The organism is Rhodanobacter sp. FW106-HT46G03 (assembly GCF_058789895.1).
In genome coordinates this window covers 860,248-886,561 of the sequence record NZ_JBYTCC010000001.1, presented here as the reverse complement: position 1 = coordinate 886,561, position 26,314 = coordinate 860,248, and the positions used below count along the sequence as shown (strand labels likewise).

The window sequence follows — 26,314 nt, the reverse complement described above, 5'->3', positions numbered from 1 at the left end:
TCCCCCGCACGCGAAAACATCACCGCATTCTACTGTCACGCCGCGCACGCCAAGGTCGATGGCGTCGCAACGCAACGGGGCCGGCCGCCTGAGCGACCGGCCCCGCAAAAGCCACGCGGTGACGCTTACTTGCCTGCCGCGGCCGGCGCGGCCGCCGAGACCGGTTCAAGGTTGAAGCTGAGCGTGATGACCTTCGCATCGAGCCCCTTGATGACATCCGGCGTCAAGTCGTTCGTGGTGTTGCCGCCGAGCACCGCGTCCCGGTTCAACAGCAAACCGCAATGGTGGCTGTTGTACGCGGCCTCCACCACCGACTGCGCGTGCTGGCCAATCTGCTGCATCACCTTGCCGCGCGTCGCATCCACGCGCTCCTCGAGGTCGTGCACCTGACCCTGGAACGCCTGCATGCGGCCCTGCAACGCGCCGCCCTGCTGCTGGCGCTGGGCTTCGGTCAGCGTGGCCTGCTTCTGCTGGAACGCCTGGATATCCGTGTCCAGCGTTTTCTTCTGGTTTTCCAGCTGGCTCTGCTGGCCTTGTGCCAGCGACTTCAGACGATTGCTTGCCGCCTGGCCGACCTTGGACTGCGCAAATACCGCCTCACGCGAGAGCATGCACAAGCCGGGGATGGCATTGCCGCCCAGCGCATTGGCGGCGGGCGCCGCCTGTGCCGCAGCCGCGGCGGGAGCAACCGAGAAACCAGCCGCCGCAACCAGCGCAACGGCCAACAGCGAGTGATGCATCTTCATGTATGGAAGTCCGAAAGGTGGCTCCGCGCGCCCCCATGGCACGCGGCGTGCCGCGAGCATACTAGCGTACGGCTGTCTGGTTCATGGACGACGGACCGATGTACCCGCCAGATCACGCGACACCGTCCCGTCTCAGTTGAACAGCCGCGGCTCGCGACTCTCGTGATCCAGCAGCCAGCGCTTGCGTTCCAGCCCGCCGGCGTAGCCGGTCAACGAACCATCGCTGCCCAGCGCCCGATGACAGGGCACGAACAGCGACATCGGGTTGCGTCCCACCGCCGCACCCACCGGGTGAAACGCGCCGGGCCGGCCGATCGCGCGCGCCAGCGCCGCATAGGTGGTGGTCTCGCCAAACGGCACCGCGCGCAAGGCCTCCCACACCTTGCACTGGAACGCCGTGCCTTCCGGCGCCAACGGCACCGTGAAACGCATCAACGTACCGGCGAAATACGCATCCAACTCATCCCGCGCCGCGCGCAGCACGGGGGTCTCTTCCTGGCGCCAGCCCGCCTCGGCGCTGATCCCGGGGAAATACTTCTGCCCCTCGAACCAGCCGCCGGTGACCGCGTCGTTGCGGGCGGCCACCACGAACACCCCGATCGGCGTGGCCACCGGCAAGTAGGCGATGTCCGAACCCACTGTCCGCTCGCGCATAAGCTTGCGGGACGGATGGCACGGCGACGTGGTTTCAGCTTTTGTTGTACGCATAACGGTGCAGATGGATCGCACATAAGGCTGCGCTAGAGGTTGTATTTTGCGCATAAGCTTACACTTCAAGCAGCCATTCGAAGCGTACGGGTGCGGCCCGGAGCCCCTCGCTCCACAGTCGCGATGGTGACAGACGTTGGCCCGCGTGGTTGCGCGGCTACCCGCACGGCTGCAAAGCGTGAACGGTCAGGTCGCGAAGCGGGCGGTTACGCATCGACCAAAAAGCGACAGGTCGACGCTTCTCGTCACGGTATGGGACAACCACCCTGACGTTGGACGAAATACACGAACCGTCCATGGCGATTGACTACAGGCATCTGCAGCATCTCTGCATCCGCGTGCAGTAGATCGCTCAATGCGGCTCGATACCCGACGTGGTGCGAGCGCGCGTAGTTACTGAGGCCACGATACCGAGACATGAATTCGTCGAGTTTTGCCACGTTCATCGTAGCTAGGGAGATCTTTTTGGCGGAGTCAGGTGTATTCGACAGGCAACGCACAAGCGTGCGCGCTTCCGAGCAACTGAGATCGTGGCGCGCCTGCAGTTCTTGCATCGTCGGCAGCCGTTTTGGTGCGAACCTCGCAATGATCGGAGCGACGTCCGTCGGACGCACAAGGAGGTCATTGATACGTTTCGGTACACGCCCGATGTAAGACGACCGAATTGAACCTTGCAGAATGTGCTTCAAAATCTGGACCATCGCCCCGCGCGGACACTTTTTGAGCCGGAGCTGATCCAAAGACTCCAACCCTTCGCGACTCGCCGTCATCCGGGCCTGCCCGATTACACGCCGCTTGAAATCATCGAGGTCTCGAATGGCTATGCCCTCCGGCATCATGGTTTCACGCCGCTTCTCGATCACCCCAGCGTGGCGCAAATCACGATATACGTTGTGTGTAACGCCTAGGTACCTTGATCCATCCCGGAATAGCAAGGCGGGTTCGTAGGCGATCCGTAGCTTGCGTGCGACCTCGGTTTTGATCTCATAAGCATGCCGTGTACCGTGGTACGAAACACGATATGGGATGCGCTTACGTCGGATCATCCGGGTGATTGTGTAGCGTGGTACCCCGGATAGCTCGGCCGCCCTCGCGGTCCCGCAATACGCGCGTTCATCCTGGGATAGTTGTTGCAAATCGTGAGCCCGAAAACCGATAGCCCATCCCGGGAGCTCGGATGAGACGTATTGCAGCACGGCGTCGATCACGAACAGTGTATCGCGACGTCGTTCGTGCCGGTTCGCGAACAACCCTTGGAACGCCCACGGGAAGACAACGCGCAAGTCGCGGCATTCTTCGCGCCGCACTGGCTTATGTTGGTGCCAGCGTGCACAAAACGGAAACACGCCGTTGGGCCAGTCATAAAGAAAGGCGGCGACCGTGGGTAGGCAGCTGCGCTGCGATTCTACTGACCGGGTGACCGTACCGCTCGTCATCCGATGCTCGGCCCTTCCGATAGATTCGATGATCGTGCAGAGCGTGGCCAGGCTTGCCTCTTCCGGCCGCAGGGGACGCGTCCGCAGAGTGTCCGAACCTATATCCAACACACGGCTCTCCGTTTTGTGCTTCAAGAGATCCATGAGCCACAGCAGCGCGACTGATGGCTGCTCATCTATCTCCGCGTTCAAGGTTGCGCCGCACGAGCAGGTGAGCAATCCGCGTCGGAAGACGTACAACCGCCTGCCGCAGCCCGGGCACCGAAAGATGAACACGCGGCGATGCGTGGGGCATGCAACGGCGTAGCGGAGGTCCCACCAGGCGGGAGCAAAGCCGAGCTCCTCCACGCATTTCGGGCAAACTCCGGCGTGAAGCGCGTTCAGATGCCGTGAGAGAATGGGATGGCCTAACAGCGATAGGTCACATTGGTGAGTCGACGTCGACCGTCGATAGACAAAAGACGGCGGCGTGTGTCGGCACGCCGGAAGCAGTTTGTTCAGGTGCGCGTAATCCCATTTCGCAAACGCCCGCCAGTCCTCGCCTGAGGCAGCAAGCTCCATGATAACGGTAGGTGTGTGGTACCCGTTTGCTTCCGACAGTCTCAGGACGTAGTTCAGCGGTGATTCCAGCGGCTGATACGCCGGAGTCCGCATCAGTAGCCCGTCGTTGAGGATCAAAGTCCGACCTCGGCAAGCACCGCCCGCGGTTCACGGGCATGTGATGCGGTCGGACGGATAACCCGTTGCCCGATGGTCTTGGCGAGATCGATCTTGGTTTGGAGGTCATTTAGTCTGAACCCGCTGCGGAACGGGTTGGGATAGTCCCTGTTCGCGCCAACAACCTCTTCAGACCACGCAGCGCCTAGGTCGTCCAGTCGTATCTTCGACTTGTGATGATCGATAGCTGTGCGCACGGCCCTGCTCAGAATGGCGCTGACGTATCGAATGAGCCCGCCGGTCGCCAGGTACACGCGAATGGAGACGTCGGGGGATGCAAGTTCAGGCAGGTCAAAGCCCGCAATGCTCTTCTGGAACGCTGCGAGGACGGCAACGAACTGATCCTGCGACGATTGTTCGATCCAATCGAACCGGGCCAGTTCGAACGCTGCTTTGCTGCGAGTCTTCAACTGTTCGTTGCTCTCGATGACCAACTGGCATTCCGATAACCCGAAGCACATCAGGACATGGTCGTAGCTGACCAGCAGTTCCTTTAGGTAGTCGGAGGCCTCAAACAACGCGACGTGCTGTCGCTTGTCGACAAAATGCTGCATGTCGTCCAGCACCATCATGCGGACTTGCGCTGCTTCCATGTTCATAACGATGCGGTCGAGCTTGGCCGACGCGGAGCCCGATGAGGGGCGCGGATCGCCCAGCGCACGCAAAATCCGCTCCGCCAGGTTGCGTGGCGTCGGCTTAGACGGCGTGTTGATCGCGAGCACCGGAATGACGAGGCCGTCGGGCGTACGCTTGCGTGGGTGCATCGCGACAAACGCCTTGATGGCGGTCGACTTTCCGGTACCGGTCTCGCCGATGAAGGGCGCCACGACCGGTATGTGGGACTGCGCATCGCACCAAAGGCTCCTCATGCGTTGCAGCATGCGGCGGAACGCGTCGTGCTGGATGACAATGTCGTTGACGATGCGGCGCGGGTCACATGCGTTATCGGCCACGTCGGCTACCCTTTTATGGTTCGATGATGGTCTGGGGGAGTACGGGCGTTACCTGACCGGCTCGTCGCATCAGTGCGCGGTCGGCGGCGCTCACGAGGCTTCCCGTTGCCAGGGTTGTGCCCCCGTTTTTTGCCACAGTTCGGCCTGTGGTGCCGCCCGGCCGGTTTGCTGGGTTGTCCGCGGCAAACCGCGTGCGTTTCTTGCACTTCGCGTGGTGAAACTCCGAGAAGTCAGCCTCGACCAGCTTGCCGATGTGGTCGCGGGCCTGGCCCAGTGAGAGTTCCAACCCTTCATCCACGCCGACCCGACGCATGGCCTTGCATTTGCCGTGCTGCCATCGCGTCAGTCCCGATGCATATTCCTGATCGAGGCAGGGCACCCGAATCGAAATGTCTTGCTCCGGGACGTCGACGTAGATATAGCCGAGGTCCTCGTCGCTGACCCAGATGTCGACCTTCAACCGCGCACCCAGCTGCGCGCGCAGGGCTCCCATGTCCAGGCTGTTGTAGATGAGGTTGTCATACTGGATGCCTTCGTGATCCAACGTTCGTCCGGTGAGTTTGCGCAGGAACAGGCGCTCGAGCGAGACCGTGCGCGTCGGCACGAATTGGTCTTCCAACGTAATAGACCGTTTCCACGCCTCGGCAGGCGAAATGTTGCCCAACGCCGCTTGGGGCTGCCGCATGTAGATATCGACCAACCAGATCATGTAGATCTGGTCGAAGGTGCGTCGCCGCAGCAGCATATCCTTCCTCGGGTCGAACATCGGGCGCGCAGCGATGTTCTCGCCGGTACAGCCCGGCAGTGTCTGGAGCAAGTCGAGGTCCTGCCTCCGGAAATGCCGCTCGACGTGTGGCTTGAACCAGGGCGCCTTGCGCGGACAAAACTCGACGGTCGAGCCGCCGAGTTCGGACGCAGCTTGTCTCATGGCCGCCGCGTGTTCCTCCAAGCCGTTGTCGAGCACGTAGGTCTCGTGCACACCAAAGCAATCCCATCGGTTTTTCACGTCGGGGAATCCCTTCAGCAGCTCAGCCCTTGGCATCACCGAGCGCTTGATGCAGCGTGCGACGCTGACGATGCTCGGCACTTCCGCCCCGTTGCAGAATCCGGTCACGGCGCGCGTGTGCGCGTCCACGCAAATGGATGAGGACGCCCGGCCCCAAGGCATGAAGTCATCATCCAGCAGCACGATGGCGAGCAAGGTGTGGTCGATCTCACCGCGTTCCAGTGCGTGGGTCGTCTTGATACCGCCAAGTGAAGTCCGGAACGCGACCATGGCGGCGTCGGATCCATATCGCGCTGCGATTCGTTCACGCTCGGGGACGAGCGCAATACGGGATTCGATCAATCGTCTCCCCGGGATGGGCAGCTTTTCCGACGAGGGGCGCCGAGTATTTTCGAGGCGAATCTGTCGGGCAAGTGCGTCGGTGGCCTTGGCCACTGTGATGCGCGGAGTACGCTGCAGGTACTGGGTTTGGACCACTTCGTCGGCGAGTTCAACAACCTCTACTGGGTACCGCGGTGTCCGATTCCCCTTCCGATAGCTCTTCTGGACGAGAGCCGCAACCGGGTCGCTCGCAACGCGTGCTTTTGCGCACCACCGTTCGACCGTCCGAACCGGTGGCTCGGTCGATGGCCACCGAAGCTTGAGCCACGTGTCATGAATGATCATGCCAATCGGCAGCGCACCGCGAAGTTGGTCGACTGCCCGCACAAATTTCTGCCGATGCAGTGCATCCTTGAGGTCCGCATCACTGGCTGCGTGTGACGTCTGCGATGATGCTTCGCTGAGGTGGACGAGTCGCTCCGATGAACCACGTGAGTCTGTGTCTTCGTTCGCGGCAAAGCGAAGCCGGTGTTCCGAGAATGCGAGCCATAGGTCGTCGCACGATTGCTCGTCCCGCAGACCGGAATCGACTTCCATCAACTGCCAGTTTCCGGACGGCAGCCGACCGACCAATTCGAACGAGACGCCATCCAACGTTATGCGCTGACCGCGGCGAAAAGCTGCCAGACCCATGGGAGCCTCCGATTTCTGTCCGGAAGGAAAACCAGCGATTGCGCGGTCAACCGCACGTTCAAGTCAACGGAAAGGTCGCCGCGATAGACGAGCGCGAGAATGTCGGCTATGCCGGTGCCGGTACGTAGTGCGCGTTGTATCCGCTGAATAGTGACCGTACCGGTCTGACGTACTTGTAGCTCGGCCTCGGATTCAACGGATGAGGGAACCCTATGCGTCGCAAAGCGGCGCAGCAACCTCGCGTTCTCTAGGTAGTGTCCAGCGAAGACTTCACGACCGGTGACGACTCGATACCCAACTCCGGTCGGTGCGAGCAGCGTCTGCAGGCGCTCGGCACGCTTGCGAATCCAGAAGTTCCTAGCCTCGGTATCGCGTTTGCACTCCCAAAACTCGTAACGGCCGGGTGACGCCACCAGCAGATCGGGAACGTGTTGATGGGGCTTGCCAAGCCATGAAAACGTCAGCGTCAGCGGCTGTTCTTGGAACTCGATGCCAGGACAGGCGTCGAGCAGGATGCAAGCCGCTGCCTCTTCGGCGGCCTCGCACTGGGCTTCCCGATCGCCATCGCGATAGCACGGGATGGCGTACCGGCGGCGCACCCCTGACCGTGTAATAACCCTTCTGACACGATCTCGCCCCACTTCCGGCCATTGCACACGGATCCCGTCACAAGGCTGATCACGCCAGCGACTGCGTAACTGCTCAAGCATGGGCCTGGGCCGCGGTGCGGCGGATATGGCGGAAAGACCGCCGGGGTTGCCCTCACCATGGTCGGCTCCTCGTGACGTAGCTAGCCTCCCCAGCTCAAGCTGCGCGTCATTCTTCGTGTGGGTGGTCGATGCTCCGGTGCATGAACGACCGGTGGAACGACGAGAGTGGGAACCTGGAGGCGCGCGCTCAGGGACGCGGGTGCTGTTGCGGGGAATGCGACTTGCGACGGAGCCATCGAAGCTGACACCATCTGACCATGCGCTGTCGACTACTTAACCGCAGAAATGTGTAAAAGTCAAAGATAAGTCTCTTCCAACGACACATGAGCTTGGAAGGGTTGTCGTGATTCCAATGACACACGAGCTTGGGCGAGGTAGTGTCGAGTCATTCTTGGAGGACGGATTCAACTTCCAATGCATTTGCCTAGTTGCCAAAGGAAGTGCTCATCTTCGTCAGCGCCGCCAGGATCTGCCGGACGATACCAATCTCGAAGTCTTCCCTATCACCGTCATGCGTGCCCTTGTTCAGATACTTCCACGCCAACGCGGCCTCAGGAACAGCCAGTAGTTCCTGGAACGCCTCGTTGCGTTGCGTCCAGGCCGCTGTTGCCAGCCGCCCCTGATCAACTCCGTTGCGGACGGCTTTGGACAAGACATCCACCAAGTTGCGCAGCTCGGGATCGCTGTCAGGCCTGCGCAAAACCAGCGATACCCGCCCTAGTGAATCGTCGGCGTTGCCCAGCGCCTTCCAGACTCGGGTCATCAAGTTTTCCAGGGCCTGCCGGCAGGACGCCAACGCTTGGCGCTGATCAGCCTCGTCAAGGCTCTCTTGGGCGCGGCGTAGGTAGTGGCGATCGCTGCCGTTCCTGACTATGGGCTGATGATCGCCGCCATGATGTTTGAGGATGTAGAGCTTCGAAGCTCCAGACCTTAAACCGTTCTGAACCTGGGTGATGAACTCCGGGCTATGACAGGTAATCACGATCTGCTTGTCATTGAGTCTGGCATCGCCAAACAACGTGTCGCGTATTCCCTTGCGGTGGTCATGGTCGATGGCATTGACCGCATCATCGAACACGAGCAACGGCAAACCCAGCTTAATGTTTTTGGCTAGCAGGATAGCCAGCCCTAGGCATCGCAGATGCCCCTCGCTCAATACGCACAGCGCATCGTGCATTTGGTCTTGGCTTCCCACGAACGCAACCCGGATCCGCTCGCCCCCACGAAGTGGAAGATAGAGTTTGGCCAGCTTGTCATGGTCGGGGTCGTCCACATTGAACAAGTTGTAGAGATCCATGACCGTCTCGTTCAAGTCGGCCAACAGACCCTCAGGCAGTCCGTCGCGATACCGTTTGAGACTGTCGAGGAAAGACGCATATCCGTCTTGAATCCGCTTCTCGAAGGTAACCGTAGCCGCTTCTGCAGCCGCTTCTGCAATCAGCACCGCGTTGGCTTCATCGAAGCCGTCGATCTTGGCTTGTTCTGTCACGACCTGCCGGTCATGAATCGAACGGCGAAGTCGAAGTGCCTCGACCTGTTCCTTGATCGCTTCCAGTGCTTGCTCCTCTTCCCTGAGTGGCGCCCGCCGCGCCTGCCTTGCCCGAATGTCCGCGTCGCCTTCCTCAAGTGCGTGAACTTTCGCCAACAACGCTTTCCAAGTGGTCTTGGTCAGCAAGCCCTCTGACCAGGCCTCGATGGGTTGGTCCTGCTCCGCCCACTGCACCAATGGCTCAATTTCCCCACCATCCATGGGCGCATAGGCGTGCGTTGTCGCAACCTTTCCATGCAACCGTGAGGACAGTTGGCTGCATTCCTGGGCCAGGCGCTTCTTCGATGCCTCAAGCGCAGCAAGGTCTGACAGGAGTTCAAGCCCGTCATGTGCGCGAACGAATGGATCCCGCACCACACTGGCCAATGGCGTGTCGCAGGCTGGGCATCTGTCGGGAGCTCCTTCCGCCAGCGACACCACCGCTCGATACAGTGCGAGGAACGAGACCTCGCCGGCCCGGGCGTCCAGATCCGCCTGTGTCTTGGTCACCTCAGCAAGCTTCCTCCGAATGGTCTTTCGCAGGGCCACGAACGACGCAACCGTCAGCCCCGATTGCGCGGGGATCTGCTCTTGCAGGCCGGCATGGACCTCTTGCAACCGCCCTTCCTGTCCGTCCATGCCAAGGCGGCGCAGCAGCAGCTCGTAGGTCAGCCCCTCTTCAAACTGGTTGGCAAGCTGTACCTGCTCGGCATCGAAGGCCGCTTGTACTTCGGTGTTGCTATCGACCTTTTGCCGTGCAGCCACCAGCGCCGCTTGCTTGAGCGCCAAGGCGTCTTTCTTGGGCGTACCCAGCCGTAGCTGGTTGTCCAGGCTGGCGGTGAAGTTGCCGACGAAGGTGTTGAAGCCATCCAGGCCAAACAACATCGCAATGAGTGCACCAGCCTGCGCCGGGGTACGTGCAGCCAACCGCGCGAAGCCTTCGATGCGGTTCTTCTCCACGATGGCAAAGCGCAGCAATTCGGCATTGGGTGCGACGGGGACACCATTGGCACCACCAGCTGCTAGCAGCTGTGGCGCGACATACCTGCCTTCGTAGATGTTGTTGAAATACTGCCCTAGATCGTCAATGCGCTTCGCCGAAGCCTCTTCAACATAGCCCAGCAACGCAAACTCCAAGGCCTCGCAAAGGCTGCTCTTGCCGCTGCCGTTGGGGCCTTGGAACAGCACGATGTCAGGCGATAGGTCGAACTCTTCTTCGCGCCGGAACCCGCGGAATGGTCCGATCGTCAGCTTCTTCAATCGTGTCCAAGGAAGCTGCGCAGCCGCTGCATCGGCATGTGCTGGCTCGATCACGTCGGACGCACTATCTAGGTCCCGACGCAGCAGGGGTGTCAGCACAGTCGCCCGCTGGCCCCCATTGTTCACCGTCGGGATCAAGGTATCCAGATTGTTCTGGACGATCCGCGCAATACGCTTGGCGTCAGCAGGTTCTTCCGTGGCCCTTAGCCACTGCATGTATCGCAAATACTCGTCGTGCACCGCGCCCATCGCTACCGCTCCGCTGCCCGGCAGCGTCCCAGCCGGGTACCAGTCTTCACCGATTGGCCCAGCCCTCTTGCGCTACTGGAGTCTAGCTGCCCCTGAAACGTCGCCGTGCTTTGCTTTTCAGGAACGCATGAGCCAGCCGTCCCAGCCCCCGATTTTATCCCGATCGAGATGTGTGCGTTGGCGACGTTCAAAGGTCCCAAGTGGTCCACGTACTGGAAGCAAGTGGTGTCGGACGCTTAGGCACAGTCCGCTTCGGTTCGGTAGCGGGCGCCTGCCTTACCCCCGATAACACAGGCTAATCTCCCTGTCCCAGCGTCTGCCTCTCGTCAGCGCAGGCAACCTTCGGGCGCTCGTAGGTCGAGCATAATCGCCGGTACCGCCCGTATCATTATAAAGGCCCCAACCACACATCATATGCGTATCTCATCCGTCCAAATCGACCAGTGGGCTGACTCGGCCCACGCCCGCGGGCAGCTTCCCGAACTCGTCCGCCGACTGATTGGTGCGACTGCCACGCTGACGCGGCTAGTCGTTCGTGGGGCCGACACGAACAATTTTGGAGGCTGGGACGGAATGATCGCCGCCAGCGCCGGCAACGCATGGGTCCCGGTTGGCGATTCTCGGTGGGAGATGGGTTGCGCAAAGGCTCCGCTCGGCAAGGCGCGAAGCGACTTCCGGGAACGCACCGAGGCGATGCCGTCGGCGCAGGCGTGCAAAATGGACTTCATTTTCGTCACCCCGCGCATCTGGGCAGGCAAGGATGCTTGGCAGCGCGAGGCCGAGGCCACGTACCATTGGCGATCGGTGCGTGCCTACGATGCCGACGATCTGGCTTCGTGGCTGGAGGTCGCTGGCGGCGTGCGGCTGTGGTTCGCCGAAAGCATTGGTCTGAGCGGTCCCGGGGTGTCGTCTGTCGGCGCCGCGTGGGAGACCTGGCGCCGACAAACACCACTCCCGATTACTCTGGCCGCGCTGGTCACTGGTCGTGCCGGCGCCGTCGAGCAGTTCACCCGAGCGCTGGCGGATGCGCCAGCCTTGCTATTGCTGGAAGCAGACAGCGTGGAAGAGGCAGTAGCGTTTGCATGCGGGCAATTGGACGACGCTGGCTACGCCGACTCGGCCTTGTGCGTCACCGACGTTGAAGGCTGGCGCTACATAGACGCCAATGCAGGCGTTCGCGTGGCGGTGGCTGCGAACACCGCCGTGGCGGCAGCGCGAGCCCCACGTGAAGGCGTCATCCTGATCGTTCCCTCGGCCTTTGGCCACCGCGCGCGCTCCAAGGAACTCGCTCCCACGCCAGACACTGCGCATATCGAACTACCGCGCGCAGAAGTGCACGACTTCGGAGATGCGCTTACGGCAATGGGCGAAGCCGAGGCCGACGCTGCGAGGCTGGCGATGAGCTGCGGACGTTCGTGGTCCGTATACCGACGCGTGCGCGCAACTAACCCTGCGCTCCGCACGCCCGCCTGGATGACCTCCCTCGCCGCTCGCAGCCTGAGCGTCGTAGTGCTGCTGGGTGGTTGGAATGGTTCGCGCCGCGGTGACGTGGCCTGCGTGGAAGCTATCACCGGCCAACCATATGAAAGTACCGAACGCGATCTGCTGCACTTGGCGCATCTGGACGATGCCCCCGTGCTCAAGATCGGCCAAGTCTGGAAGGCAAAGGCACCATTGGAACTGCTGTACCTATTTGCCCCACGGCTCGCCGCCGACCAGAAGCGGCGCTTTTTGAACACCGCCGAAGCTGTCCTCGCACGACCCGATCCGGCACTGGAACTGGCGCCGGATCAGCGTTGGATGGCCGCGGTGTACGGCAAGGTTCGCGAAGAATCGGGTGTAGTCATCGGTTCGATCGCAGACTCGCTGACCAAACTTTCAGTTTACGCCGAAAGCGTGAACGACCTTGAGCTGCTGGGCGATATCGATAAGCTGGTTACCCGCCTGCTTGAGAATGCGTCGCCCGAGCGCTGGATGTCGCTGGCCGACTATATGCGCGAGCTGGCAGAAGCCTCACCCCCGGAGTTCTTGCGTGCAGTGGATACGGGCTTACGTGCCAACCCAGCCCCGCTGCGTGCTCTGTTCGTCGACCACGACGGCGATGCGATGTTCGAGCGCGACTGCCACACGAACCTACTCTGGGCACTGGAAATCCTGGCTTGGTCTCCCCGCCATCTGGCGAGGGTGTGCGATGCACTAGCTCGCATGATGGCCTTTCCGGTGCGCAAGAATCTCGGTAACCGGCCGAGCAACAGCCTCATCTCACTACTGCGCACGTGGTGGCCGCAAACCACCGCCAGCGCCCAAGTTCGCCTAGCAGTGCTCGACCGGTTGATCGGTGCGCATCCCGATGCTGCTTGGGAAGTCCTCACTCATTGCGTCCCGAGTGGGTCGATGTGGGCCAGCGAAAACGCCAAACCGCACTGGCGCGATGACGATGCCGGTGCTCCTCGGGTGAATCACTTCGACGAATACTACGTGGCTGAGGTGTGGGAGCGCATTTTGGCGCAGGCTCAGGGACGCGCTCCTCGTATCGCATTGTTGGTGTCCAAAATTGATTCGTTCGATGGGCGATATCGTGACCGGATCTTGGCCATGCTGCGCAGCGCGGTAAGTTTCCCCGACGACGAGCGGCTAATTGTGCGTGATGCGCTACGCCATTATCTGCATTGGCAGTTGTCGTTCAACCGTGAAAACGTGTTGGCAGTTGCCGAAACACAATCGCTGCGCGCCCTTTACGACGAATTGGCGCCAGCGGACTTGCCGACGCGCCACGCCTGGCTGTTCCAACAAGACTGGGTGGAGCTTCCGGACGGGCGCGAAAGCGACTACCAAGCCGCCGAAGCTGCACAGAGCCAAGGCCGCACCCGAGCGCTGGCCGAGGTCTTCGCAGCGCACGGGTGGCCAGGTGTGCAGAGACTGCTCGCCATCGCGAATCCTTGCCTAGTCGGCTGGTATCTACCATCGCTCCCCGATGTGGTGCCGGCGCTCGCCGACTGGCTGGTCGCGTACCTGGCGGCAAACGACTACCCCACACACGATCCGGTTGCGCGCGGTGTGCTGCACGGCTCGCCCGCCGATCATAGATCCGCCCTCCTGCACACCATAGTGACCTCCGGCGTAGACGGCCTACCGCTGGCGGCGCTGTCCGCGGCGCCTGTCGAGCGCTCTACTTGGGAGTTGGTCGCAACCCTGCCCGTGGCGACTCAGGACGCCTATTGGCGCACGGTCTGGCCAGGCATCGGTCCGCGTGAGGATGGTGAAATCTCCTTCGTCGTCGAAAAGCTTATGGCCGTGGGCCGTGCCCGCACCGCGTTCCAGATACTGCAGTTCCAAGAGCACGTAGTCGACTCGACTCGGCTGATCCAGGTGCTGGCTGCGATGAGCCAAGGCGCCGAGCCGGAAGGCGTGCTTCCAGACGCCTACCACATCGCTCACGCCATCGACGCGTTGGTCAAGGACGAAACTGTGCCGCGACGTGACATCGCCGTACTTCAATTCCAGTATTTCAGCGCATTCGAACTGCGTAAGGGGGCATTGACGTTGTTCTCCGAACTAGCGAAGGACCCTGCCTTTTTTATGGAACTCGCGACGCTCGCGTTCAAACCTCGAGACGTAGACGATAATCGCCCGGAGGTTCACCCGTCCGTGAGCAAAAACGCGTGGCAGGTAATGTACGAAGGTCGAGGGATGCCTGGCTTGGCCGAGGACGGTACGGTCGACTCGGCCCTGTTCCACGCGTGGGTAGCGGAAGTGCGTGCACGGGCTCAGGATGGCCACCGTCAGGGTGCAGTTGACAGCACCATCGGAACTTGGCTTTCGTGCTGCCCGGCTGATCCCGATGGGCTGTGGCCTTGTCTACCAGTACGGGAGTTACTCGAAGACTCGACCGCCGAAAATATTCGCAGCGGATTTGAGTGCGGTGTGCGCAACAATCGAGGTGCCCACAGTCGAGGGATTCTCGACGGCGGCGAACAAGAGCGCACGCTGGCCGACCACTACCGTGGCCTCGCCCAACCGCTAGTCGGGAGTTACCCCAATACTGCCGAATGCCTGATTGAAATCGCACGCGGCTACGAGCACGAAGCACGGTGGCACGATGACGACGCCGACATGATCCGAGAACATCCTTGACGACAGATATCCGGTCAGAAGCGGTCTCGATCTACAGTTGACAACAGCGTATTGCAAGATTTCCCTACGCGCTCGCCGAAGCAAGAGAACGCTCAGCGAACACGGAACATCCGCATTTCTTTGGCCTGTGTGTCGATAGACGAGCGGATGTAGCCGTTGCCTTGTAAATGTCGGGTCGGGTCGAACGAGGACGCTTACTCCGCCCTTAATAACACAGGCTAACCGCCTTGCCCCGCGTACGTTTCCGGCCAGAAGCGGACGCGAGGCCCTTGGCGTCGTGCGTGGGGGATCAACCAAGTCGTGCCGCCAACAGCCGCCTACGTTCGCGGCCGAAGCGCGCATTCATTAATGCGCACGAGGTTCCTCAGAACGTATCCCACGAATTTCTCCCCAGACGTGAACTGCGTTTCGCCAGATTCTCTTCGGCGCGCTGATCCCTCTCGAAAACTCCGCGTTTCTTCACGCACTAGCGGCCTCAGCGCTGCAGATCGATTTGAAGCCGGGGTGGTGCGAAAGACGATGCGGACGCCACTTAGCTCGCTCTGCGAGGCCGCAAAGGCGTCTAGACCCAGCTCCGCAGGCGCTTGAACAGCCGCGCCAGCCAGCGCTGAGGCTTCGAGGCGCTCGCTTGCGAACCGCTGGACGGCGGCGCTTGCTGCAACTGCGCGAAGAAATGCTCTCGGTCTACCCGGTCCAGCTCGATAACCTCGGCAATCTCCTCGTCGTCCATGCCGTAGGACGGGATCACGCGGTTGTTTCGGATCCAGTAATGCGATCGGCACGCAAACTTCCAGTTGCCGATCGAGGGGTACAGCGACACGCGCCCACCATGGCGATCCAGTCGCCAGCGTGCTGGGTTCAAGGGCGTGATCACATCCTCGCCGCAGCCACAACAACACTTGTGCGCAGCCAGATCGCATTCTTCGCTGATGTAAAGGACGCCTTCCTCCAGTACCCGGGGGAACTCGTCCAAATATCGCGGGGTCAGCTCGATGATCTTCATTTCTGGGTCGATCCGCGGAGTACCAGCGCATCCCAACTGGACACGTACTTGATAACCTCCGGGTGCTCGTCGGCGGCGTAGAAGCCCAGATACTGCTTGAATCGGATCACCGCCAGCATGGCATTGATCGCATTGATCTCGAGCACCTGGATGTTGTTGTACACCGCGTCCTCCGAGTCGTCGGCCGTCGGCAACTCGTCGACCAGATGCGCTGTGTCCGGCGTGACCAGCGTCACCCGCGCCCGGGCGATGAGCGCCGCCACTTCCGCACGCTTGTCCATGCCGATGCCCACATCAATGAACGGAATGCGCTGCTCCACTAGGAAGCGCGCGATGACTCCTCGCGAGGGCCCGTGGTCCACAGCGATGAAAACAAAGTCCGCCCCGGCCAGCTCCGCCACGTTATCGGCGTCGATCCGCCGCGGGTGGCCCGTGACGCCGGTGCGCATGGCCGCGTAGCACGATGCCAGCCAAAGGGCCTTGTAGTGGCCGGCGTAGGCATCTTCCCGGTTCATCGCTCCCGGCATGCGAAAGGGGTTCTTGGGTTCAATAACGTCATGATCGTACAGATCGATGTGCTCGATTTCTTCTTTGGCCAAGGCATCGAGCAGGTAGCTGCCGGTGCCGCCCACACCCACGATGCACACCCGCCGCAGGCGCAGCTTGTCGGCGACCGCGTCCAGGCCGCCCTGCGCGATAGCGTCGTTGGCGTATTGGAAGACCGAAGGCACTTCCCGACGGCGGTACGAGCCCACCGAGGTAGCGCTAACGGCCGGATCGATGTCCCGGGCATGCCGGGACAGCTTGCGGATGTAATGGGTGACCTTGTTGTAGTGGTTGTCGAAGAAGTCGCCGATGGGCTCGGGCTTATTCGAAAAGCGCATCTGCACCGGGCGACCTGCCACCGTTTGCGGCTGCTTCTCCGAGACCAGCGAACTTTCCAGCGACGTACCGTCCGCACGGTGCGGCATTGAGCCGGTAAACCAGCACTGGTGATCGTTGTCGAGCTGCGGGACACCGCCGACGTTGCGGTACTGGCAAATCAAGGCGCCCCATGCGATTTCCCGGGCGGACGTCACATAGGGGATGCGATCGACGATGAGGTAACCACCGTCGATGGTTACCTCATGGCCCTCGTCCACCAGGCGCTGGATATGCAGATCAGGAGCGGTTTGACTTGCCGGCATCGAAGCGCATCCCGTTCTGGAGTTCGACGCTCTGGCCAAGCTTGAGCGTTCCACCTTCGTTGCCGTGACGCCAATCGACGTCGAAGAGACTCGGATCCTGGCCGGCGGTATCGATGCCGTCCAGGCGCAGGACGTCCTCGAAGCTGATGGTCGGGCCCGGGACCTTGTAGGTGCGGGTGTTGATCTTGATGGTGAAATCCTTGTCGTCTGGCGGCTTTTTGTCTTGGGTGTTCATGGAGAATCCTCGCAGAGTGGGTGGATCGGGACTGGTTACACCCCAGTGGCAGGCGCGTTGAAAGGGCGCCTGGAGCATGTCATAATCGTTGCCTAGTTCAGGCCACGGCTTAGGTAGAACACTATGTCACCAACGTCCTATAGAGTTTCGATCATCCGTGCGATCCGTGGTCCAGATCGTACCACAGACAGACTTGCCACGGTCAAGCCCCGCCGTGGCTGAGTCGGCGTTTGGCGTGGTCCTGCGCGAATTACGGGAAGGCCGACAGCTTTCCTTGCGGGACTTGGGTGCGCTGGCCGAGGTTGATCACGCGTACATCGCCAAGATCGAGCGTGGTGACAAGGAGCCGCCTCCGGAGGAAACATTTACCCGGTTGGTCCGGCACCTTAAGGCGACGGCGCATCAGGTCGCGGTACTGCGCTTCTTGCGTACGAGCAATGCCATCGATCCTACCTTGGCGCTATATGCGCTGACCGACGCCGAGGCGACGCCGGACATCCTGGCAATCGCCGCCACCGTTGTGCATCGCGGGGCGGCCCGCCCGTCCCCTGCGGACTTGATCGAGCGCGCCCGCCGAGCGAAGCGGATCATGGAAGGTCAGTGACCGAGTTCGAGGCCGAGCAAAAGGCGCGGCGTTTCGTCCGGGACGCCGGGATCTCGGCGGTCCCGGTGGACCTTGGCCTATACGTGGCCAAGGTCGCCGGCAAGATCTCGCTGGACGTGCTCGGCCAAGGAGAAGCGGGTTACACAATGATCACGGGCGCCGGGCCGTTGATCACGATCAATGAATTGGATCGCGCCACTCGCCGGCGCTTTACCGTGTGCCACGAAATCGGCCACTTGGTCCTCGACCTGCCTTCCGAGCATGACCATGGTCCCGACTGGAGCTACGCGAAGCGATCGCCCAACGAGGTGTGCTGTGACGTGTTCGCGGCCGAATTGCTCTTGCCGGTTGTCTTCTTCGCCGCGCTGGCACGCGGCATGGCGCCTGACTTCGACACTGTCGACAAACTGCGGTTGAAGTTCTTCGCCTCTCGCGAGACCGCCGCATCGCGCCTAGCCGCCACCTCCCGTCTGGCCTGCGCCTACGTGTTGAGCGAAGGTGGCAGGGTGCGCCATATGGTTCGGTCGCCCGCGCTTCGTGATGCCCACGGCTGGATATCCAGCGGCACGCCCCTGCCCGCGGGGTCGGTGGCGGCCGCGTTGCGCGGCGGTAGAAGCCGATCCGGGTCGGCCACCTACAGCGGCGATGCGTGGTTCGAAGGATGGCGGGATGTGGAGCTGAGCGAATCGAGCGTCTTCATCCCCGAGTACGACCAAACCCTGACGTTGCTGCACTGCACGGACCAAGACGAGCTGGACGACTTGCCGCGGGCTGGCATCCGCGACCTCGAGGGCAACGACGAGGACGACGGGTTACTCAAACCACTGGACGGCTACCCGGGATGGTCCAGAAGCGGACGACGCTGAGGCAGGTGTGCGCTTTGGCCCAGTTGGGAAGTCCGTAATGTCCGCTTTGGGTCGATAGCAGACGTGCGCCTTACCCGCGGTAAGTTGCCCTAATCACCCACACTTCGGCCAAGAAGAGCCTGACCGCACGAAATCCTATCCAGACCTGTCGCCCGCACGCGGTTCGGACGCGACGCGTAAGCCCTTAGGTCGTCGATCAGACCACCGGACAGACATCCGCAACCGGCCGAATCCCGCCTGTCACCAAGCCCTGCCGCAAGCAGGCGACCCGATCAGTTGTAACCAGCATGCGCCGGATTGGGCTTCATCGGCTGGCGCCGGTAGACCGGTCGTATCCCGAACCTGTCGATCCACTCGGGTTGCGGATCGTGACTGTCGAAGTGCATCACATCGATCGGCCGGTCGATGCGTCGAGACACATCGTACAGGGCGGTCAACAGGGTGCGGACGCTGCGCTCCGCAACTTTCTGGTCACCACCGAGCGCGATGACCAAGCTGTCCGGCTCGGTGCCCTTCGCCCACTTGAGCCCGGCAAGGTAGGCCACCTCGACTTCCCGGATAATGGGAAGAGCAGCCTGCAGCTCCCTCACCAACGCTTTGGGCAACTGATCGAGCTTGTAGATGCTTTGCTCGCTCTTGCCATCAATATCAGCCGTCCATTTCTGTACCGGCGCGACCTCGCCGTCGCGCAAGAGTCGCTCAATTTCCTGCGGGTACAACGTGCACCTGGTGTCATTCGGGTTGAGCATCAGGGTCGAACCGCGGATCTGCTCGAGGAGGTCCCGCCCCTTTAGTTCCAGCACGCGAACGTTCCCGCGCGCAGCCCAATCAGCCTTGGTCTTGTCGGTAAAAACCGGGACCACGAACCGGCCGTCATCCGGGCTTTTGAACATCACCAACTGGCGTTTTCCGGGCGGCTCGACCTTCGGGGCATGCACATACAAGGTGGCATCGAGAAGCGCACGGAAGAACGCAGGCTCCGCTCTCGCGTCCTGGATGGATGCCTCCATCAGTTTCTCCAGCTCGGCCGTCGACATCACTACGATCCACTCCTACCCGAGGACGATGCGCGCGGCGCGCAACTCACGTCATTGCCGATGGTACCCACGCGCTGGTGGGGTTGCCGGCCTCGTGCGACGCTTAGCGCTGCGCACGCCGCTGCTTGAACTGCTCGACAAACCGGCTGGTGAAGTCAGCCATCGGCCCACGGTATCGAAGCGCTTCGCCGCTGATGGGTATGTTCAGCTCGCGGGCGATCGCGGTTGCGTAGTTGATCTGCGCCTCTGACGGCGGTCGCAAGTCCGGGTCCAAGCATTCGGAAATGCCGGACGCTACAAGCGCCGCCAAGCGCCTCTGCAGCGTGCCGATCGCATCCAGTTCGTCCGCCCTCGCAAGCTGGATCTGCCACGTCTCGAGCGCCGACTCGTCGAGAGGGATGTCGACCGTCGTCATTTCATCGAAAACAAGTTGGAAAGCCATACGCCATCACCCACGTCAGGCGTCGGAGGTGGTGCCTATGCTACGGAATACGTAGTATGCAGCGCAAGGCGAAGTTACGAACCTCGTAGGGGTCTCCCTGCCCGGTTCCAGCCGTGCCCCAGAAACTCAACCCGCTGGCGGTCCTCTCCAAGCGTCTCAAGGAAGCCCGTCAACGGATAGGTCTCTCACAACGAGAGCTTGGAATCGCAGCAGGGCTCGATCATTTCGTGGCCAGCACACGCATCAATCGGTACGAGCGGGGCGTGCATCACCCTGACCCGGTGACGATCCAGCGCATGGCGGACGCCTTGGGCGTACCTGCCGCCTATCTGTTTGCCAGCGACGACCGACTGGCCCGGTTGATCCTGGCGTTCCATTCCCTGCCTGCGAAGGCGCAGGAACACCTGATCGCTGAAGCGGAAGAGCGCGCTCAACGCTGACACCTCGGTGGATGTCCTGCGCACTCTTGCGGGATCATTTGTCTACGGCTGACGTCGGAACGCCCAACTCGTCCATCACGGACTGGAACGCATCCAGCGCCGCCTGAAGATTGTCGACGATGTCCGCGGCGATTTCGTCCGGCGGCGGCAGGTTGTCCACATCCTCGAGGCTGTCGTCCTTCAGCCAGAAAATGTCGAGGTTGAGCTTGTCGCGTTTTAGCAGGTCTCCCACCGCAAACCGCCTGAAGCGTTCCGTTTCCTTGCGCTTGGCCCGGTTGATCGCTGCGTAACTGCGGACAAAATCATCCAGGTTGGCGCGCGCCAGCGGGTTCTTCTTGAGCGTGAAGTGCCGGTTGGTACGCAGGTCATAGATCCACACCGCCTTGCTGTTGGGCGAGCCATCCGCGCGTGGCGGCTTTTTGTCGAAGAACAGCACGTTAGCCTTGACGCCCGGCTTGTAGAAGATGCCGGTCGGCAGGCGCAGCAAGGTGTGGAAGTCGAACTGCATCAAGAGGCGCTTGCGGATGCCCTCGCCCGCGTTGCCCGCCTCGAACAGCACGTTGTCTGGCAGCACCACACCGGCGCGGCCGTCGTCGGCCATGATCGTCATGATGTGCTGCAGGAAGTTGAGCTGCTTGTTGGACGTGGTGAACTTGAAATCCTCGCGCTCGTAGTTTTCCCGCTCGGTGTCGAGCGAGCCATCCTCGCCGACCACGGTGAAGCTAGATTTCTTGCCGAATGGCGGGTTGGTCAGCACCACGTCGAAGCGCTCGCCGCTGTCGCCCGCCAAGGCATCGCGGTGCTCGATCGGGCTTTCGCCGTTGCCGATGCCGTGCAGGTACATGTTCATCGCGCACAAGCGCACTACCTCGGGCACGATGTCGTCGCCGCTGATCGATTCCTCGCGCAACCTGCGCTGCAGCGCGCGATCCTGGCTCTGATCCTTCATGTACTCGTAGGCGGACAGCAGAAAACCGCCAGTGCCACAGGCGGGGTCATGCACCGCCTCGCCGATTTGCGGCGCCACCACCTCGGTCATCGCGTCAATCAGCGCGCGCGGCGTGAAGTACTGGCCGGCGCCGGATTTCACTTCCTCCGCGTTGCGCTCCAGCAGCCCCTCGTATATCGCGCCCTTCACGTCGACGTCGATCCCGATCCAGGTCTCGCCGTCGATCAGCGACACCACGCGCTTCAGTTTCGCCGGGTCGGTGAGCTTGTTCTGCGCGCCACGGAAGATCGTGCCGATCAAGCCCTTCTCGCGGCCCAATGCTTCCAGCGCGTGGCGGTATTGCTCTTCCAGATCGTCACCAGCGAGCGGCGCAAGCTTGTTCCAGCGCCACTTCGCGGGGATCGTGGACGCTTCGTTCAGGAGATCGTTGCGCTCCTGATCCATCTTCAGGAACAGCAGAAACGTGATCTGCTCAACGTAGTCGCCGTAGCCGATGCCCTGATCACGCAGCACGTGCGCGTAGTTCCAGACCTTGCTGACAAGGGCCGAGTCGATGGTGCTCATGCGTTCTTCTTGGTTCGTTTGCGATGCGATGGTGCGACGTTTGCGCGCTCGGCGGCGATGCGTTCCAGTAACTTCGACGCGGGTTCGTCGTGCGGGTCCTGCGGCACCAGTTGGCCGGAGAACGCGGCTTTGAGGATGGATTGGCGGAGAGTCGAGGCACGTGACGCGCTGCTACCAATGTCGGCCAGCTGATGCTCAAGCGCTGTCATCACCGCCGTTACGCGACCCTCGATTTCCGTTGCTTCCTCGCTCCTCATCATCGGGACGGGTAAAGCCTTGAGCTTGGTGAGGCTTATCGAGGCCAGATTCGTCGTCTGCTTACCCTTGTCGAGAAAGAACGCGCGGCCCATCTCGTTCGCGTACCACGAGACGAGCTTCGGCCAAGCCCCCGCAACGAACAGACGCGCGCGGAACACATGATTCTGATGAATACATACGGGAATCTGACCTTCCCAAACCCACCCACGTCCCAGCTTGTCCAGATCGCCGCCCTCATTGAAAAGGATGTCGCCCGGCTGCAACCGTAGCGCCTCCACACGCGCAACCGGCGCCAGCAGCGACTTGATCTCCGCGAGGTTCAAGTATCCGCGCTGTACGTTCGCAACCCGGAGATAGGGAACCATCATGCAGCCATCGCCACCGCGTTTTGCGTCAACCGTGATGCCACCAGTTACGTCCGCGATCATGTCCAGCGATGTCCACACCCACCCTTCCGGCAGTTCGGGTAGGTCGGTGGTGTCGGGTGACGCGGGTTCCTGGTACTTCTGCTTCCAGCGGTCATCGGTCGGGGCTTTGCCTTTGGCCTTGAGCTTGGCGAGTTCGGCTTGCTCCCACGCGGTGCGGCGGGCCTTGAGGATGCGGGCCAGCAAGTTTGCGCCGGATTCCACGGGTTCGCCGGCACGCTTGCGCGCTTCGCGCCAGTCGCGGGTGAGTTTGCCGGTGACGGCGGCCTTCAGCACCGACTGGCGGTAACGCTCCACCAGCTTGGCCACGCGCTTCAGCGCCTGCTCGCCCTCGTCGATGCGGCTGAACAGCTCGTCGATCTTGGAAACGATGCGGCGCTGTTCGTTCGCAGGTGGCAAGTCGAATTTGTAGTCCGAGATTCCGCCGAAGTCGACGCGCGGGCGATCACCTGAGCTTTGACCGCTTGCAAAACTCACGAACCGCCGGTGATGCAGCAAGTAGGCAAGGAAGTCACCATCCAACGCGCCGCTCCCAGGCATCACGATGAACTCGGCAGAGCAAGCGCCGTCGAATTTCGCACGATGTACCTTGTTCAAGTAAGGCCGCATGCGGCCATACAGAACATCACCGTCAAAGAACAAGCCACCGTTGCTCTTCATCTCGCCAAACTTTGAGGTGCCCAGCAACTGCATACCATTCGCAGCAATCTGGTCCATGCCAACGAATGGAAGATCGGGATGGCTCGACGGCGACGCCTTCGGTCTTGGAGATGCAACAGTTTCACCGAGCGTCGTTTCGGCCCAACCGGCGGGAAGCGATTCGCTCATGCGGCCAGCGCCTCAGCCATCTCGTCCAACATTCCATTCAATTCCTCGCCAAACACCTTACGCGCGGCGATCATGCCACCCCACGCGCTGAACGGCGTGTCGCGCTGCAGATCGGCGGGGGCGATCTCGACGTTGGCGGCAAGATAATCGCGGATGGCTCTGAGCCAGTTCATCTGTTCCTCGCTGAAGGCTTTGCCAGCCTTGATCTGGCGGCCGATCCACAGGTTGAATTTCTGCTCGACGCGCGCGGAATATGGTTCCAGCAGTTCACTTTGGCCGGTGGCGAAGCGCACCAGCGAAATGATGTCGGTAAGCACCTTGTCGCTGGGCGCACCGCGCACCAGCGCGGCTTCGATGCGCTTGTACGCCTGCCACACGTCGGCAGTGGTGAGGTGCCACGGCGGGTCGGTGAGTCGCTGCGCCAACTCGCGGATGGATGCGTACGTGAGTCGGCGTTTCGCATACGGTTGACCGTAGAGGATCTGTAACGCCAGCAGTTCGTTCTTGTGCTGATCGATAAATTCCTTGAACGACTGCACGCGCGCCTCGGCATGCTTGACGTCGTAGCCGGCGCTGATGATCTCGTCCGGCGTGCGCTCGGCGATCAGGATGTCGGTCTTCTGCTTGATGTCCTTGATGAGGTTGCGCAGCTTGGGATCGTCCAGCGGCGCGCAGGCGGCGTCTTTCAGTTCGTCGGCAACGGTTTGTGCCTGCGCTTTCGTCGCAGCCTCCACGCTGCCGTGACGTTCGATGATCCTCGCTTCGACGATGTCCGGGCTGATGGCGTCGAGCAGGCGGGCCGCGAGCGATTTCAGCGTGGCGCCCTGCCCGGCCGCCGAGACGCGGCTGCGGTCTTCATCCTCGATGCGGTGATCCAGCGCCGCAAGGCGGCCGGCGAGGCTGGAGATGGCATCGTCGTCACGTCGCCCCTGCGCGATCTGGTCGATCAATTTGTCGAACGCGATGCTGCGCTTGCGCTCCAACGGCTGGCTGACGGTCTTCTGGCTCTCGGTGACACCGACTGCATCGACCAGCACAAAGCGCGTCTTGGTTTGCGCGTCGGGCGTGACCTGGTGCAGATCGGCGTTGGCAATGCTGCGCACACCGCGGCCACGCATCTGCTCGTAGTAGCCGGCGGATTTCACATCCCGCATGAAGATCAGGCATTCCACCGCCTTGATGTCGGTGCCGGTGGCGATCATGTCCACGGTGACGGCAATGCGCGGGAAGGGATCGACGCGAAAGGCCTTGATCAGCGCCTTGGGGTCATCGTTCGTGCGATAGGTGATCTTCTTGGCGAAGTCGTTGCCCTGATCGAACACCTCGCGCACGGATGTGACGATCTCCTCGGCGTGGTTGTCATCCTTGGCGAAGATGAGCGTTTTCGGTACCCACTCGCCGGTGCGGCCGGGGAAGAGTTCGGTATAGAGGTTGTCGCGATAGCACTGGAGCACCGCCCGAATCTGCGCCGGCACGGTCACCGAGCGGTCGAGTTCTTCCTTGGCGAAGGCAAGGTCTTCGTCCAGCTCTTTGTAGCGCAGCGCGCGGGTGCGGCGATCGCGGATGGGCGTTGCGTAGCCGGCTTCCACCGTGCCGCCTTGTTCGCCCACTTCGGTCTTGATGCGGAAAACCTCGAAGCCGACGTTGACACCATCGGCGATGGACTGCTCGTAGCCGTACTCGGACACGAGATTGGAATTGAAGAAGGCTAGCGTATGCCTGCTGGGGGTGGCGGTGAGACCGACCAGAAACGCGTCGAAGTACTCCAGCACCTGCCGCCAGCGCCCGTAGATGGAGCGGTGGCATTCGTCGGTGATGATGAAATCGAAGGTTTCGATGGGGATGGCGGGATTGTAGGCGACGGGCGGAATCTCCCCTTCGTCGCCCGCCTCGACTTCGAAGGCCGAGCGCTCTTCGTCCTCGTCGGACAACTCCTTGCCGCGCAGCATGGCGTACAGGCGCTGGATGGTGGTGATGACCACCTTGGCGTCCGGATCGATGTGGCTGCCGTGCAGGTGCTGCACGATGTAGGTGTCGGTGAACTTGTGGCCGGCGTCGGGCGGATCGAAGTTCTGGAACTCCTTGAGCGTCTGGTCACCGAGGTTGTTGCGATCCACCAGAAACAGGATGCGGCGCGCCTTGGCAAACTTCAGCAGCCGCCACGAGAACGTGCAGGCAGTGAAGGTCTTGCCGGCGCCAGTCGCCATCTGGATCAGCGCACGCGGGCGATCATGGGCAAAGGACTGCTCCAGCCCATGAATCGCTTCGATCTGGCAATCGCGCAGGCCGTGCGTGTCCAGCGCCGGCAGGTGCGTGAGGCGAGTGCGCAGCGTGTCCTGCTCCTTCAGCCAGTCATGCAGCGTATGCGGCTGGTGGAAGGCGAAGATGTGGCGTGAACGCGGCTGCGGATCGCGCCCATCACAAAAGTACGTCTCGTTGCCGGTGGACTCGTAGTCGAAGTACAGGAAGTCGTTCCAGCGCGCCAGGTGGGCGGGCACGGCGAGCTTGTAGCGCGCGGCCTGCTCGGCCACGCCGGACAGGGTGACGCCCACTTTCTTGGCCTCGATCACACCCGCCGCCTTGCCGCCCACGAACAGCAGGTAGTCACAGGGGCCGCTATCGAGGTGAAACTCACGCACCGCCACGCCTTCCGCCGCATTGCGGTTGAAGTCGGCCATGTCTTGGATGACCCAGCGGGCTGCAGTCAGCAGCTCGTCGATTCTTGCCCTGGCATGTTGTTCCGGTTCGTCAGCGGGCATCCCCTGATCCCTTCGTCCTCCCCCGTGAGGCAGGGGGCCGGTAAAGGATAGCGGGAGCACGCGTCCGACGTCTGGGCGGGTCAGTCATCGTGCCGCCGAATGATGCTGGGGCTCAGCCGACACCCATAGTCCTTAGTACCAGCCAGAAGCGGGCTTATGCGGTATCGGTTCAGCCATCCTGGACAACCAAAAGAGGTGCTCATAACGCGGGCGCATCGACCGCGGCTGGCGGGCGTTGGCTGATGACAGCATGCCG

At 61.7% G+C, this 26,314-nt stretch carries 19 protein-coding genes and 1 pseudogene; 4 read left to right on the top strand and 16 right to left on the bottom strand.

Annotated features, from left to right (window positions below; translation table 11 throughout):
• Positions 1–125 precede the first annotated feature (125 nt).
• The 8 genes and pseudogenes from AC3WP6_RS03665 to AC3WP6_RS03630 form a co-directional block, all read right to left on the bottom strand.
• A complete protein-coding gene (locus tag AC3WP6_RS03665) occupies positions 126–746 on the bottom strand; it encodes an OmpH/Skp family outer membrane protein (RefSeq protein WP_492626441.1) in 621 nt (206 codons plus the stop codon).
• A gap of 132 nt (positions 747–878) precedes the next feature.
• On the bottom strand, positions 879–1,400 hold the full coding sequence (locus AC3WP6_RS03660) for a methylated-DNA--[protein]-cysteine S-methyltransferase (RefSeq protein WP_492626440.1): 522 nt from the start codon (positions 1,398–1,400) through the stop codon (positions 879–881).
• Between the two features lie 299 nt (positions 1,401–1,699).
• A complete protein-coding gene (locus tag AC3WP6_RS03655) occupies positions 1,700–3,034 on the bottom strand; it encodes a hypothetical protein (protein ID WP_492628722.1) in 1,335 nt (444 codons plus the stop codon).
• 144 nt (positions 3,035–3,178) lie between these two features.
• Positions 3,179–3,544 (bottom strand): annotated as a pseudogene (locus AC3WP6_RS03650) (TniQ family protein); the annotation flags it as partial.
• Between the two features lie 20 nt (positions 3,545–3,564).
• On the bottom strand, positions 3,565–4,560 hold the full coding sequence (locus tag AC3WP6_RS03645) for a TniB family NTP-binding protein (protein ID WP_492626439.1): 996 nt from the start codon (positions 4,558–4,560) through the stop codon (positions 3,565–3,567).
• A gap of 13 nt (positions 4,561–4,573) precedes the next feature.
• The gene (locus AC3WP6_RS03640) at positions 4,574–6,580 is read right to left on the bottom strand and encodes a TnsB C-terminal domain-containing protein (protein WP_492626438.1); all 2,007 of its coding nucleotides are present in this window, start codon (positions 6,578–6,580) and stop codon (positions 4,574–4,576) included.
• Entirely contained in the window at positions 6,544–7,290 is a 747-nt protein-coding gene (locus AC3WP6_RS03635) for a hypothetical protein (RefSeq protein ID WP_492626437.1), read from the bottom strand. Before AC3WP6_RS03635 ends, AC3WP6_RS03640 begins: the two co-directional genes overlap by 37 nt.
• 424 nt (positions 7,291–7,714) lie before the next feature.
• Entirely contained in the window at positions 7,715–10,327 is a 2,613-nt protein-coding gene (locus tag AC3WP6_RS03630; protein WP_492626436.1) for an AAA family ATPase, read from the bottom strand.
• A 573-nt stretch (positions 10,328–10,900) separates the two neighbouring features.
• Between AC3WP6_RS03630 and AC3WP6_RS03625 the strand changes: the two genes are divergently transcribed.
• Positions 10,901–14,461: a hypothetical protein gene (locus tag AC3WP6_RS03625; protein WP_492626435.1), complete on the top strand. Its 3,561-nt coding sequence runs from the start codon at positions 10,901–10,903 to the stop codon at positions 14,459–14,461.
• 562 nt (positions 14,462–15,023) lie between these two features.
• On the opposite strand, the gene AC3WP6_RS03620 is transcribed toward AC3WP6_RS03625, so the two are convergent.
• The 3 genes from AC3WP6_RS03620 to AC3WP6_RS03610 are packed head-to-tail and all read right to left on the bottom strand — an operon-like array spanning position 15,024 to position 16,886.
• Positions 15,024–15,464, bottom strand: a complete 441-nt coding sequence (locus tag AC3WP6_RS03620) for a ubiquitination-like system serine protease family protein (protein ID WP_492626434.1) — start codon at positions 15,462–15,464, stop codon at positions 15,024–15,026.
• Positions 15,461–16,651, bottom strand: a complete 1,191-nt coding sequence (locus AC3WP6_RS03615) for a ThiF family adenylyltransferase (RefSeq protein WP_492626433.1) — start codon at positions 16,649–16,651, stop codon at positions 15,461–15,463. The genes AC3WP6_RS03620 and AC3WP6_RS03615 overlap by 4 nt, the downstream gene beginning before the upstream one ends.
• Positions 16,626–16,886, bottom strand: coding sequence for a multiubiquitin domain-containing protein (locus tag AC3WP6_RS03610; RefSeq protein ID WP_492626432.1), 261 nt, complete (start codon positions 16,884–16,886; stop codon positions 16,626–16,628). The genes AC3WP6_RS03615 and AC3WP6_RS03610 overlap by 26 nt, the downstream gene beginning before the upstream one ends.
• A gap of 235 nt (positions 16,887–17,121) precedes the next feature.
• Between AC3WP6_RS03610 and AC3WP6_RS03605 the strand changes: the two genes are divergently transcribed.
• On the top strand, positions 17,122–17,490 hold the full coding sequence (locus tag AC3WP6_RS03605) for a helix-turn-helix domain-containing protein (protein ID WP_492626431.1): 369 nt from the start codon (positions 17,122–17,124) through the stop codon (positions 17,488–17,490).
• Entirely contained in the window at positions 17,487–18,356 is an 870-nt protein-coding gene (locus AC3WP6_RS03600; protein WP_492626430.1) for an ImmA/IrrE family metallo-endopeptidase, read from the top strand. The genes AC3WP6_RS03605 and AC3WP6_RS03600 overlap by 4 nt, the downstream gene beginning before the upstream one ends.
• Before the next feature lie 272 nt (positions 18,357–18,628).
• On the opposite strand, the gene AC3WP6_RS03595 is transcribed toward AC3WP6_RS03600, so the two are convergent.
• Both AC3WP6_RS03595 and AC3WP6_RS03590 read right to left on the bottom strand, forming a co-directional pair.
• Positions 18,629–19,393: an SseB family protein gene (locus AC3WP6_RS03595; RefSeq protein ID WP_492626429.1), complete on the bottom strand. Its 765-nt coding sequence runs from the start codon at positions 19,391–19,393 to the stop codon at positions 18,629–18,631.
• A 103-nt stretch (positions 19,394–19,496) separates the two neighbouring features.
• Positions 19,497–19,835 (bottom strand): hypothetical protein, encoded by a 339-nt coding sequence (locus AC3WP6_RS03590; RefSeq protein WP_492626428.1) that lies wholly within the window; start codon positions 19,833–19,835, stop codon positions 19,497–19,499.
• Positions 19,836–19,948: 113 nt separating this feature from the next.
• Here AC3WP6_RS03590 and AC3WP6_RS03585 point away from each other — a divergent pair, with 113 nt between their 5' ends.
• Positions 19,949–20,275, top strand: coding sequence for a helix-turn-helix domain-containing protein (locus AC3WP6_RS03585; RefSeq protein WP_492626427.1), 327 nt, complete (start codon positions 19,949–19,951; stop codon positions 20,273–20,275).
• 34 nt (positions 20,276–20,309) lie between these two features.
• Here the strand turns inward: AC3WP6_RS03585 and AC3WP6_RS03580 are convergent, their stop codons facing one another.
• The 3 genes from AC3WP6_RS03580 to AC3WP6_RS03570 are packed head-to-tail and all read right to left on the bottom strand — an operon-like array spanning position 20,310 to position 26,058.
• Entirely contained in the window at positions 20,310–21,788 is a 1,479-nt protein-coding gene (locus tag AC3WP6_RS03580) for a type I restriction-modification system subunit M (RefSeq protein ID WP_492626426.1), read from the bottom strand.
• A complete protein-coding gene (locus AC3WP6_RS03575; RefSeq protein WP_492626425.1) occupies positions 21,785–23,299 on the bottom strand; it encodes a restriction endonuclease subunit S in 1,515 nt (504 codons plus the stop codon). The genes AC3WP6_RS03580 and AC3WP6_RS03575 overlap by 4 nt, the downstream gene beginning before the upstream one ends.
• Positions 23,296–26,058, bottom strand: a complete 2,763-nt coding sequence (locus AC3WP6_RS03570) for a type I restriction endonuclease subunit R (protein ID WP_492626424.1) — start codon at positions 26,056–26,058, stop codon at positions 23,296–23,298. The genes AC3WP6_RS03575 and AC3WP6_RS03570 overlap by 4 nt, the downstream gene beginning before the upstream one ends.
• Positions 26,059–26,314: the final 256 nt, after the last annotated feature.